Source organism: Cupriavidus sp. GW823-FHT06D04 (genome assembly GCF_058795055.1).
This window is the reverse complement of record NZ_JBXAHL010000036.1, coordinates 26,114-38,862: the sequence shown is the minus strand read 5'-3', so window position 1 is coordinate 38,862 and position 12,749 is coordinate 26,114. Positions and strand designations below refer to the sequence as shown.

At 59.6% G+C, this 12,749-nt stretch carries 8 protein-coding genes and 1 pseudogene; 6 read left to right on the top strand and 3 right to left on the bottom strand.

Going from position 1 to position 12,749, the window contains the following annotated elements; translation table 11 throughout:
- Positions 1-135: 135 nt before the first annotated feature.
- The gene (locus tag AC1Q7H_RS31315; protein WP_492316478.1) at positions 136-1,014 is read left to right on the top strand and encodes a hypothetical protein; all 879 of its coding nucleotides are present in this window, start codon (positions 136-138) and stop codon (positions 1,012-1,014) included.
- Positions 1,015-2,558: 1,544 nt separating this feature from the next.
- Here the strand turns inward: AC1Q7H_RS31315 and AC1Q7H_RS31310 are convergent.
- From AC1Q7H_RS31310 to AC1Q7H_RS31300, 3 genes and pseudogenes are all read right to left on the bottom strand, one after another.
- Positions 2,559-2,749, bottom strand: a pseudogene (locus AC1Q7H_RS31310) (H-NS histone family protein).
- Between the two features lie 715 nt (positions 2,750-3,464).
- Complete coding sequence (locus tag AC1Q7H_RS31305) at positions 3,465-3,653, bottom strand: hypothetical protein (RefSeq protein ID WP_492316479.1); 189 nt, start codon at positions 3,651-3,653, stop codon at positions 3,465-3,467.
- 392 nt (positions 3,654-4,045) lie between these two features.
- The gene (locus AC1Q7H_RS31300; protein ID WP_492370395.1) at positions 4,046-4,351 is read right to left on the bottom strand and encodes an HNH endonuclease; all 306 of its coding nucleotides are present in this window, start codon (positions 4,349-4,351) and stop codon (positions 4,046-4,048) included.
- 521 nt (positions 4,352-4,872) lie between these two features.
- Between AC1Q7H_RS31300 and AC1Q7H_RS31295 the strand changes: the two genes are divergently transcribed.
- From AC1Q7H_RS31295 to AC1Q7H_RS31275, 5 genes are all read left to right on the top strand, one after another.
- Positions 4,873-8,538: an ATP-binding protein gene (locus tag AC1Q7H_RS31295; RefSeq protein WP_492382124.1), complete on the top strand. Its 3,666-nt coding sequence runs from the start codon at positions 4,873-4,875 to the stop codon at positions 8,536-8,538.
- Complete coding sequence (locus AC1Q7H_RS31290) at positions 8,535-9,182, top strand: condensin complex protein MksE (RefSeq protein WP_492316482.1); 648 nt, start codon at positions 8,535-8,537, stop codon at positions 9,180-9,182. Before AC1Q7H_RS31295 ends, AC1Q7H_RS31290 begins: the two co-directional genes overlap by 4 nt.
- Complete coding sequence (locus tag AC1Q7H_RS31285; protein ID WP_492316483.1) at positions 9,175-10,395, top strand: hypothetical protein; 1,221 nt, start codon at positions 9,175-9,177, stop codon at positions 10,393-10,395. The genes AC1Q7H_RS31290 and AC1Q7H_RS31285 overlap by 8 nt, the downstream gene beginning before the upstream one ends.
- Entirely contained in the window at positions 10,392-11,219 is an 828-nt protein-coding gene (locus AC1Q7H_RS31280) for a DUF7281 domain-containing protein (protein WP_492316484.1), read from the top strand. The genes AC1Q7H_RS31285 and AC1Q7H_RS31280 overlap by 4 nt, the downstream gene beginning before the upstream one ends.
- A gap of 335 nt (positions 11,220-11,554) precedes the next feature.
- The gene (locus AC1Q7H_RS31275; RefSeq protein ID WP_492316485.1) at positions 11,555-12,598 is read left to right on the top strand and encodes a 5'-nucleotidase; all 1,044 of its coding nucleotides are present in this window, start codon (positions 11,555-11,557) and stop codon (positions 12,596-12,598) included.
- The last annotated feature ends 151 nt before the right edge of the window (positions 12,599-12,749 follow it).

Here is a 12,749-nt window from a genome sequence, read left to right as displayed (position 1 = left end):
TCTCGTAGAGATATGGTTGGCCGGTTGCGGATTGCCCGTAGTCGTGGCAGCCGCTACCATCCCTGAAGACTTGTTGTGCCCGGCGATGTCGGGCCGGTCCTGCAGGGGCGCAATCTGACTACCAACGGGAACGCCGTGACGAATCAGCTCGATCTTTTTGAAGATAGCCGCGATGTCATGCTTCGCAACGACGTGCTCACGGCGCTTGAGCAACGCAATGCCGCCGCCGGGCGTGAAGCACTGCAGCGCCTGGTCGTGGAATATCCAGACGACGCGCTTGTGCCGACCCTGGAGACACTTGTCTGTGTGTTGGAGGCTCCTGTCCAGGAACACTTCGCGACTCACACGGCGCTGCGCGACACCTGCGAAGCGTGGTGTTTGCCGAGCATGCCGGCGGCGCGCCGAGCATTCGGCGACGCACCGGGCATGGCTTGGTGCCTACCGCTGTGGCGTGCCGTCGCCCGGGCCGCCTCTCAATTGCCGTTTCACCGGGAGATGCCCGAATGGCATTCGGCACCCCTATGGATGCGCGCTGCGGAATGGACTGCGGCATGCGACAGCATCAAGCGAATCGGGTCATGGCGACGAATTCCAACTCCCCTCGCCTGGATGGCCGAGACGGTCTACCGGCTCCAGGGGCTTGACCCGGCATGGCCACTCTTGGCCGAGCTTGCCTGGCTATCCCCGAAGAAGCTCGGCGCGCTCATACAAACGCTCGGTGATTCGTCATTGCTGGCGCTGCGCCGGCGGTTCGATGCGAATTTCGACGGTGACGGCACAACCGAGGATCTTTGCTGGTTTCCCGCCTGGTCCTTGGCCGAAAAACCCGGACTTGCTGCCCTCTTACGCGCGTCCGAGCCCTCGACGGGCACATCACCCGAAAAGGGATTGCGGATCATGCTGGAGTTGTTGACCCTTGAGCGCCAGGGCCGCCAGCATGATTTGCTGGAACGGCGAAAGGACTTACGCGGCCTGCACGCGGGCCTCTTCGAGGCCTACATCCGTACGCGGTAACGTCTCGGGCTTTTCGCGTTTGCACGCACTCGCAGGGCACAAAAAAATGCTCTCCACCTCGCGGAAGAGAGCGCGCGCGGCGTTGACATCCGTGTCCTGGGGACGGCAGTGATCGGCAATTTCAAGCGCCTGCGCAGCCAACACGGGTTGTCACATGACCACGCTGAAGTTGCTCCCGCCACCAGTAATCATGTTGGCGCGCCAACCGACCGGTCGGTCATTCTTGCTCAACGAGACAGCGCTTGGGTCGCTTGCCAAACCTCGCAACGCAAAAAGGAATAGAGAATCTCTGAACTGATGCATGGCCTGCTCCACGCGTCGCGCAGCGGCACGAAGGCCCACATTATCAGGAGAACAAAGAAGGCGTTCATGGCCTGAACCTTAGACAAGCCCCATTCCACGCTTCCCAGCGCCTACCCTCGAGGGTAGCCTGAAGTCGGGCGGATGCGGACAGGACTCTGGCCGAGCCTAAAGTACTTAACGTATCCCTGCCCGATCCGGTAATTCGGCCGCCCGTGGTTGCAGGCGGCGCCTTGCGGTACCGATCGCCATCGATTTCCGCAACCACGCCAACTAGATCTTCCCGAGGGTTGAAACTCTTTTGGATCTTACTGGCGTCTCGACCATCCTGGACGTGTTGGGCTTCGCTTGTGTTCACTACGACCAGTCTGACCTTACTCCTCGCCGTGTAGGGGTCATCGTACCTTTTGTGCAAAAAGTGGCGGTAATCAGCCGGAGAGCCGCCTGCAGCATGGCTTTGCTCCTTCCCGCCTTTCGCACGAGCAGCGATATTGCAACCCCTTGATTCGTAATGACTTTGGGGGCCAGACCGCCAGATTTCACACGAAAGGTACGATCCCCCTTGTAGCGCTCGGACTGCATCAGCGCTCAACGTCAGCCCGAGACTGGCCGCCGACCACCCGAAGCACGTTACCCTCTGGCGTAACCTGCCGCGGAATGTCGTTGTATGTCAGCCTGCCCGGCCTTGCCTTTGTAGCCGGCCGTAACGGTGATATTTTCGCCACTCGACGCGTCCGGCTGCTTGTTGCAGGAGGACCCACACGACTATTCTTCGGTTTGCGTGCCGATGGCTTCAGGTGTTTCGTGGCGGAACTGCGCGCCTCCGGTGGGTTCCATACTTCTATGTAGCGCTCGCCGGCAAACGCCGATGTTGCAAGTACCATCGTTACCAGGCCGTAGAGCAGATTCTTGGCCAATATCGTCTCCGCGTTGTGTTTTAGCGACCGTAGCAAGTCAGCTTCTGGTCGCGGCGTATTCTCGCACGCCGGGCTGCGAGCCAACTCGGATGTTAGCCGAACGCGACAGCCTGTTCGTGCACGGACCTGGGACAGTCAGATTGACCCGAGGCTGAGCGCCGGCGAGCGCGGTTGGTAGCTGGCAGTACGTTCGCGGAGGCGCGCAGGCCGACCGCGCGTCAGATTGGCGAGTAATGCACGTTAGCCCCCGAACCGCAGGTTGTCGCCGCCGGTGTAAATCAGTACGACCCCAGACGGGAGCCGCTGTTGAAGCTGGATAGCCCGCGGCTACCCGACCCTAAAAAACTCCACACTCTGCCTCACATTGACTGCCCGCCGCAGCCAGTCGGGCATGTCGCCCTGCCCGTCCCAAAACTCTGCCCCGCGGCGTTGCGGTAGCAGACCACTGGCGCCGGGGCGGGTGGCGGCGGTGGCGGAGAGGCCATCCCTCCCCCTACGGGCCGGTCGGGTTGCGACATTGGTAGGTAGTCTGACCAACGGCCCTCGTGGTAATGGTCAGCACGGCAAGCATCAGACGTTTAAGCCTGGGCGAAATAATTTCAGGCAGTGGATGTGGCTTTGACAAAGCGAAAGACGTACCGATCTCCATCGATTTCCGCAACCATGCCAATCAGATCTTCCCGGGGACTGAAACTTTTTTGGACCTTGCTGGCGTCTCGGCCATCCTGGACGTGTTGGGTCTCGCTCGTGTTCGCTACGACGAGTCTGACCTTTTTTCCCTCCGTGTGGGCACGAGCCACATTGTTGCGAAACTCGGCGTTGCCGGGGCCTCTCCAGCGATCAAAGGAATCTGCGTACTCGGCCGTACCGTTCGGTCCCCTTCGATAGTGATGAGCCCACAAGCTAACCACGAGCGAGCCGTCTGGCGCCCATGCTGAAACAGACCATTGGACGTTCCGCAGTTTGGCGCCGTATCTGGCAAATGCTTCCTGAATTCCAAGTTGGGACATGTCAACACCACTAGGGAGGTGGTAGTCTGTCCGCCAGGCAGAGCGGGCGCACTACAACTTGCGTAATCACTTAAGATCGGGCCGGGGCATCGCTTTGTTGGAAGGGGGCAACACGGACAGTCCCCGGATGCCTGGCTTGCTCGGCAGGGGCAGACTGGCCAGACTGTCCAATCCGCAATTTCCGACGTCCGCCTCGCTTTGAGCTTGCCTGCCTCCAACCCGGCTACACCTTTCGCTCGCCAACAGCCCTCGCCCGCCGCTCTTGCTCGCGCCGCTTCAATTCGGCCTCATAGCCGCTTGCCAGCGCATCGGCACTCACGGCGCCCTTACCTTCGCCACGCCAAAAGCGAAGCAGGCGCAGTAGCTCGGTATCGCTTAGTTCACGCGGATCGGATTCCACAGGCTCTGTCATGACGGCCTCTTCTACTCGGGGGCGGGAATGTGCCGGCTCCAGGCAGTGCGGGACGCCTGGTGGCGCGTTGGTGCATAGGCAGATGGTAGCGCAATCCGGCAGCGGCAGGTCGGCCCTGGCGAGCGTGAGTAGACGGACAGCGCCAGGCAGGAAGGCCGCGGTTAGGCTACCGTTGGAAGGCGCAGAGGGCGTCCAGCGCATCTGACGAATTCCTAGGTACATATCCCAACGTGCCGTGGATAGCGCAAAGATAAAAGGGCCACCAGCACGCCGTTCCTGTCGTTCGGAGAGCGGTGGATGACCGCGACGGGTCGACAATCGAAGTCCGTACCCGCGCGTCTGCGCTGCACTTACTTTGCTCTGTGTAATTGCATTTCCTGATTGATGGCCACTCAATGTCTGATACGGGGGGCAGTGGCGGCGGGCACCGGTCGGCCCGAACGCAACAATTTTTCAAACACCCAGGCGGCGTGCCAACGCCTCTGACTCATGAGTCGCTCAATATGCTGCTTGTGATGGACCGCGTCCCGCGCGGCCTTGCGCTGGTGTCGCTTGTTGTTGCAGTACCGACAGGCGGCCACGATGTTGCTTTGGGAGTCGCCGCCGCCGTCAACCCGGGCCTGCAGATGTTCGGCAGTGCATTGAAGGTGTCGAGCCTGGCGACTGGAGAGATCGAAGGTCGCAGCGAACGCCTCCATGGATCGCTGCCACATTGGACAGTGGCAATAGAAGCAAAGGCCGGATTGGCGACGGAAGGCGTGAGCGCGCAGACGCGCGAGAGTCAAGGGCATGAGCGGTCCCGTTCAGGAAGATTTCGGAAACATCGAAACCCGCTCGCCCTTAGGGGGCATATACGGGGACCAGCCAAGTAGCTCGTGCTGGCACCACATCAGCTCCCATAAGGAGACTGACGGGATAGAGTTTAGTCGCAATTTTTCCCAAGTTACAAGGGGAAGACGCGCCCGTCTTGCAAGATTGCAACACAGATCCTCAGCTGACAGCTCAGGTATGCGCACTACGCCTTGGGATCTCGCTTGCAGTCGCGGCTCTGGCACACTAAACATTCGCGCTTGCCAGGGTTGCTTAGCCCTGAGAATGTTGGTAGCGATAAGGGCCAAAGCTAGCCGTGTTGGGCGGCCGGTTAGCTAAATCGCGCGCGCACCGCGCTAACTAGAACAAGGACGATCCTCTCGTGTATCGCGTCAGACGGATGTACCTGGTGAATGCCGGGACCAACAAGAATAAGCCCTCGCGTCGAATCGCGGACGTCGATCCCCGGGATGGCGCTGCTGTTGTCGGGCCGAACGGCGTAGGCAAGACCACGACGCTGCGTCTGAACCCGCTGTTTTACGGCCACCTTCCCAGTCAGATCATTCAAGCCGGCCATGGCCAGAAATCCATGCCGCGCTTCGTCTTCCCGACTCCTGAAAGTGCGGTCGTCTTCGAGTATCAGCGCGGCCCGTCGGAGTCCACCGACCTGCGTCTGGCTGTACTTCGTGCCAGGCGGGACAACCCGGATGCACTCGAATACCGCCTATATGAAAGCGCGTTTAACCGTGATCTCTTTGTAGATGGCGCTGGCAACTTCATGGACGACGCCGGCTCTATCGCCGCGGCCGCAACCCTAGGTGTCAATTTCACGCCGAAGCTGACGACCTCCGAGTACCGGTCGATCATCCTGAATCTGCGTGGCAATACAAAGGATTCTCAAAAACTCCGCCTGCTCGCTCGCGAATATTCCTTCACTCCAAAAGCGATGCCGAACCTTGATCGGCTTGTGGCCGCTGTGGTGAAGGAACACGTCAGCTTCAGTGATCTGATTCAGGTAGCGGTGGGCATGGTGAACGAAGAGATCGGTAGCGCCAGCGCGACCGATCGCAACAAACTGCTGCTGAAACAGACGAAGTCTGACATCACTGATTGGATCAAAAACCGCCGGGCTTGCGAGGAATCGCACAAGCTCACGCCGTCTGTCGAGGAACTCGAGCGTTGCATCGATCGGTACTACGGCGAAGAGAACGACATCCGCCTGCTCTCCTGTGAAGTGAACGCCTTACACAATCACAAGTCCGACATGCTGCGAGACGCGACAGCCCGCCGGGACGACGCGGACGAGCAGCGCCGACGGACCGAGGCAGAAGAGCAGTTAGCGCACGAACGCCTTGCCTCGTCCCTCGAAACGACCCAGACCAATCGCCGCAAAGCTGAGCAGGACTTCCGCGATCAGGAGTCCATGAAGAAGCGTTTCGATGACGGCAAGGTCGAGCATTGGTTCCAACAGCAGGAGAATGCCCCCCTGCTGAAAGCAGAGCGCGCCAACATCATGCACCAGCGGAACATCTATGCCGCTGAGGCTGCCTCGATCGACGCCGAGATCAATGCGGCCAAGGAACAAGTGACGATCGCGCGCGAAACCTCCCTTGAGGCCATCGACACCGAGTGGAAGCAAGCGGTCGAGCGTCGCAGCATCCGGATTGACAGCCTGAACACGCAAATGAAGGAGGCGATTGGGTCGGCGCGCGAGCGCCATACGGAACAGGCGTCTAAGGCTGAGGCAGCCATCCGAGCCAGCGAGGTCGCTTTGACTCGCGCTCGGACCCTTTCGGAACGCATAGAAGGGCCGGCCGACCTGTGTGAGGTCGTTTCTACCCTGCGGGACGAAGTTGACGCCCTAAACGGTGAAGTCAGCCAGGCGCGCAGGACCGAGGTCGAGCGAAGCCGCGAACACGCAGCCGCTTGCCGCGCCTTCGATGATCTCGATCGTGAGGTTGATGCCGCCCAGAGCCAAGTCGCCGGCATTAAGGACCAGATCGCAAGCCTTGAGCGAAGCCTGGAACCCGAGGAAGGCACGGTCCACGCGGCATTGCGCCAGCATCCCCGTGAAGATTGGGAAAACCTCGCCAAGCTCATCTCGCCCACACATCTGACGCGGACAGACCTCAGTCCGACCTTCGACGCCACCAAAGACGCCCTCACTGCGTTTGGTTGGTCTGTCGATCTCGACAAGATCGCCGTCCCCTCGTGGGCAAATGAGGAGGACACCCGTGCCGAGATCCTGGCTACCCAACAGCGGCTGGACGTCACCCAGCGACACTTCGACGAACTGAAAGGCAGGCGCGATACTACCTCTGCCCGGGTAACGAGTGCACACAACCAACTCCTTCTCGCCCAAAGTCAGGTTTCCCTCGTTGAGAAAAACCGGACCACGAAGTCGCAGAGCCTTGACCGCGCAAAGCTTGCTTTGGAACAGGCAAAGAAAGAGGAGCGCGAACGCTTCGCCGCTGATGTCAAGCAGCTTTCCAAAGAACTCTCGGACTTGGAAGCGGGTCGCGCCGCCCAGTCCAAGGCTGCCAAGGAAGAACTGAGCAAGATTGAGACGCGCTTCGGCAAGCAGCTTTGGGATGGCAATGTCGCCGCCAAGAAGGAAACCACTGAATTCGAGGACAAGCGACTTGCCATCAAGGAACTAGCTCAGGTCCATCTGCGCGACCTCGACGCCCAACGAAGGCAACGCTTGCGCGAAAAAGACCTCGATCCCGCAAAGATCGATGCGTGGGACATCCGTCGACAGAAAATTGACAGCGAACTTCGACAAATCGAGGACAACGCCACGCTCGTCGATCAATGGCGCGACTGGCTCAAAGCGAACGGCCCCGCCGAGCTCATCAGGCTTGAAGGCGAGTTGCAAGCCGCCGAGTCCGCACTTTCAGCGGCCTCTGGCGCTCTCAAGGAGCATGAAGCCCACGCCATGCGTGCGGCAGAAAGCCACCGGGTCCAGCAAGCAACCCTTGAGAAGCAGATTACCGACCTCGCCGAGCAATGCCGCAAGCTTCAGGCGCTTGCCGATGAATTGCCTGCGCCGATGCGCACGGACGTTTCGTTCGACGCGAACATGCCTTCGTCGCAGTTGATCAACAATGTCGACAGCGCGCGCAGCAAACTCGCCGCCACCAATCGTCGAATTGGTGAGCTGCATCAAATGGTCTACAACCGCCTGACCGCTGGCGAGAATAACGTGAAGGAATTTGTCGAAAAGTCGGTTTCGGAAGCGACCGAACGCATCGACAAGGCGCATGCGCTCGTGAAGTGTCACAGGAACATCCCTGGCGAGATCGTTAGCAACTTGAACAACACCCTGCGGGTCATTCTCGACACGATCGAACGCTTCCACGGGGCAATCCAAAGCTTCGAGACCGAGATCAAGCGGTTTAACCGCGAACTCGGCAAGGGCCTGCGGTCGGTACAGCCCTTTGAGCGCATCAAGGACCTCGAAATTGAGATGGTCACTGACTTCAGCGATCTGGGCTTCATGGAACGGCTTAAGAAGGTCAGCCAGTTCGCCAAGGAGACGCACTTCACGCTCGGCCGCGCAGGGCAGCGCCGCGAGGTCCCTGATGTCGGGGCGGAAATCGTGCTGCAAGAGTTTGCCAACACGATCGCCACCGGTGGCCGCCTTGAGGTCGATCTTGCCTCCCACATCCGCATCCGCGGAAAGGTCATGGAGAACGGCGTGGAAAAGTCGTTCCAACGTGAATCGGAGCTCGAGAATGTATCGTCGAACGGCCTCACGTCGATCATCCTTATCACCCTGCTGATTGGCATGCTCAACATGATTCGCGGCAGCGACCAGGTCTACGTCACCTGGGTGACCGATGAGGTGGGCAAATTTGACGGCCCGAACTTCATTGCGCTGATGGACATGCTGCGCGACAACCGCATTGACGTCATCACCGCCTCCCCTGACCTGAACCCACGGCACTACCGCAAGTTCGCCCAACGGTACCGCCTCGAAGACATGGGGGTCATCCGCATGTTCGCTCCGCCTAAGCTTCCGGCGGCCATTGAAGAGAGGGTCCCCGCCAACGCGTCTGGAGAGATGCTGTGATCGATGTCGTCCTGAAGACCATTCTCGCGGGCGAGTTCGTCTGCTCCGTCGCGCACGAGTCCGAGTACAACTACCTCTCTGATCCCGACATCCGAGCGCGCGTCGAGGCAAACCTCAACGATCTGGGGTGCCGCCTGGCGCGCACCAACCCTGACGATGGCGCCTACTACATGGCTCCGCGCGACGTCACCACGCTCGCCGTCACCAAGATCAAGGAGGAGTTGCGGCGCTTCCGGGATGTCTATGGCCCGGCGGTGCTGTTGCTGGATCTCATCCGTCAAACCAACTCCACCGAGATCGCCCTGAGCCCGGGCGATGTGATTCGCCTCGCCACGATGGAGGAATTGATTATAGAGAGCGCGTCGCTCGAGAACCAACTCAACAATCTCAGCGGCGTCATCAAGAGCTTCAACCCCCGTCAATCCATCCGTGAGAACTTCCGGCGCGTTCTCGAGCAACTGCGCGAGGACGGCTATGTGACGCTCTTCAACCCCAATGCGGACATCTATAAGATCACGGGGAAGATCGAGTACCTCTACCAAGTCATCGAATTCATCTCGGAGAACGAGGCGATTCAGGCCGAACGTATCGATGACGAGATCGGCGACGAGCAGCAGACCATCGATGGGGTCAGCAATGCGTGAGTCCAACGACCAGATCGCCAAGCTGCTCCGGGCGCTCCACCAGAACGATGACCTAGTGGCTGAGGCGTTTGAGGCCGCTGTCGAGCTCGGCGATCGTCAGCGCAACAATCGGATCGACAACCTGGCCAACCTGAAGGCACTGAAGCCTCAGGAAGAAGGCGTCTACCGATTGAATCCGCGTCTGCGGGAATTCATCGCTGACTATCTCGTCAGTTACCGGGCCTATCAGACGCTTACGCGACTTTCCGGCAGCATCCATCAAGCGCGGACGATCTGGCGCGAGATGCGTATGCGGGAGGATGGTGGTGACGCCGACGACCGGAACTCCCTGTTGGAGCAGTTCATCGACACGGTCATCGACATTTCCTACTCGATCGAGCGCAACCTGTCGCTGCTCCACGCGCTCGTTTCGACGCAGTATGGCGATGTCACCAGCTTCCAAGCGAAGCTGCGCCAGAACAAGTACTACATCAACGAAATCAGTGAGTCGTTGAATGAGATGGCGCAGGTGAGCAACCTGTTCACCGAGATCGAAACCGAAGCTCTCAACGCAGGCATGATGGAGGTCAGAAGCGTCGTTCGTAAGCGCCTGACAAGCCGCCTCCTGATGTGGACCTCCCAAATCAAGGACGTTCAGGCCACCATCAATCGTTCGCTGTTCCGAGCCAGGGTTCTGGAGCAACGTGTCCGTAAGCTCAGCCGCGTATCGCATTGGCTTCGTCAGAACAAGAACTCGTCGGGCTTCGAGATCTCGCTTGATGGCGCCCCACCCGAGCTGTTCCGGTCTGAGCCCATTGCCGTGAAGGCGCACATTGACGTTCGCGACACAAGCGAAGCCGGACGCGCCGCCCTGCTGGACGCTCTGCGCCGGTTGCCACCGCGTCCGGTTCCACTTCCGGTCGAAGCGCGCCCCGCCCCGCTCGCCATCATCGAAGAAGATGTCACTCCAGAGCCTCCTTCGCTGGAACCGCATGACGTCATGCTGGAGGCGCTGGTTGGCGAACTTCGAAGCACGTCGGGGGCGATCTCGTTGCGCCGCTGGACGGAACAACAGCGTGAGGCCGTCGGCCTACCCGTCGAGGACTGGCTGTTGTACGCGTCCATTCAATTGGAGGAGGAAGGCGTTCCACTTACCTTCGTTTCGGACGCGGGCGTCACTGACCGATTTGCAAACGAGATCTCCAACGATGTCATCGCGCAAGGTATCGCATGATTTTTGATGCCACGCAGATCACCTTTCTCCAGCGCCTCGTCGCCGATCGTCCCGCCTCTCGTCGCTCCGAGATGGCCGCATACTTTGCCAGAGAGTACAGCGTTGGGCACCTCGCCGGTCGTTCCATCGTCTACGTCGAGAGCGATTGGTTGTTGGCTGCGAAGCTACTTGAAAATCGCGGGATCCCTCTCGAGCGCGGAGACGGCGAGATGCGGCGCGCAGACACCGCACAATACGTCGGCTTGTCCGAAAAGTCGTTTGGAGCAAGGCCGCATGCGGCGTCTGTCGCGGTGCGAACGGCTTTCGGACGATGTCTGCTCGATAGTATCCTAACCGAGGTACCTGATGGCGCTTACCTGGTCCTGCGTCCCGAGGACGCGTTACGGGTGGAATGTGAACAGATACTTGTGGTGGAAAACCTCGAGACTTTCCGATACCTCAGTCGGTACCGGTGGATTGATTACCGGTGGAAAGCCACTCTGGCGATCTACCGGGGCGACACGACATTCAATTCGGCGGATGCGGCCCAAGTCATCGAAAAGCGGAAGGAGCCCGTGATGGCATTCACCGATTTCGATCCTGCGGGGCTGGCCATCGCTGACCGTCTGCCCCGCCTTTCGCGCCTGGTTTTGCCCGCCGAGAACTGGTTGCGGGATCAGACGATCAAGGCAAAGCGGGGCGACCTCTTCCTGAACCAGATCGATCAGTATGCCGGCAGGCTTTCCGCTTCCTCCCACCCCGATTTACAGCGGGCGTACCGGTTGCTTGTCGAGCTAAAAAGAGGCTTCAACCAAGAGTGGATGGAAGCGGCGCCTTCGATGTAGTCGACCAATCTTCCGCAAGCGCGCGGCAGGCGCTGACTTACCGGTTCCTCGGCAAAAGACGACCGTTGAATGTCCGCGGGATCCATCGTCACAACCCAATATTTTCACCATCGTGAAAGTACTGATTGGGAATCCGGGACCGAGGGCCAGCGCGCCGACGGCCGACTTGAGCTGGTGGCGGCGCGGACAGACATCCGCCCTTCCCCCGATAACGTAGCCCCCCAATAGTCGGACAAGAGAGCTGGATCGGGCGTTATGTTAAACGCGAAGTTGCCTACGACGACGATGGGGCACGTATGTTAGCCCTCCACGTAGGCCGCCATTTATACTTTGGCATGGCCTACGATCTCACAGACAAGCTTGTAATTGGTATCTCCTCCCGGGCGTTATTCGATCTGGAGTTGGAGAACGGCATCTATCAGGCAGAAGGCGTGGCGGCGTATTCCGCCTACCAGCGGGCGCATGAGGATGAACCGCTTTCCCCCGGCACGGCATTCCCGCTTGTGCGAGCGTTGTTGGAACTCAATGCGGCAATTCCTGGCAGGCGGCTGGTGGAAGTGGTTGTGATCTCGCGCAACTCTCCGGATACCGGCTTGCGCGCTTTTAATGCCATTGAAGCTAGCAAACTGGACATCACGCGGGCGGCCTTCACTGGAGGTGAATCAATTGCGCGCTACCTGCAGGCATTCAAGGTGGACCTGTTCCTGTCCCGCGATGCGTCAGATGTGCAGGCCGCCATCGACGGGGGTGTAGCCGCGGCTCAGCTCTATGATGTGCCCCCGACCTACCAAGCACCGGCAAAGCAAATCCGAATCGCCTTCGATGGCGATGCGGTGCTGTTCTCCGCCGAGTCTGAACGCATCTACAAGCAGAAAGGCCTGGACGCGTTTATCAGGCACGAACGCAAGAATCGCCACAAGGCGATGACGGAAGGACCGTTTGCCAAACTACTGCTTCGGCTCGCGGAGATCCAGCAACACTTTCCGCCGAGACAGTGCCCGGTCCGCATTGCCATTGTTACCGCGCGCAACAGCCCCGCGCATACGCGGGTGATTCACACGCTGCGAGCATGGAACGTGGCCATCGACGAAGCGTTTTTTCTCGGAGGTCTCCCAAAGGACCAAATTCTTCAGGCTTTTGGCGCCCATATGTTCTTTGATGACCAGGAATACCATGTGGAACTCGCTGCGACCGTGGTGCCCTCCGGACGGGTTCCCTACAAGGGTGGTCAATTGGTTTTGGACAAATCGTTGCCAAAGGCCGTGCAAAGTAAGCGATCAATGGTGCCCCGCACCTCTACCGCTAAAGGCAAGGCCATGAATGCTGTAGACAAGCCACTCAAGAAGAGGAAGTCCTCAGTGACCGGTACTACCGAATAGGTTTTCCATTGCATGCCAGAGTTGGCGACCTGCCGCGGGCGCCAGGCCATTTCGCTGCGGTTTGACGACATTGCCTCTCCCCCGCAATCCGCAGTAACCTCTGTCCCATACGGCAGGCACATGCCGCCCGCCGCCCCACGGAGAAACCCCC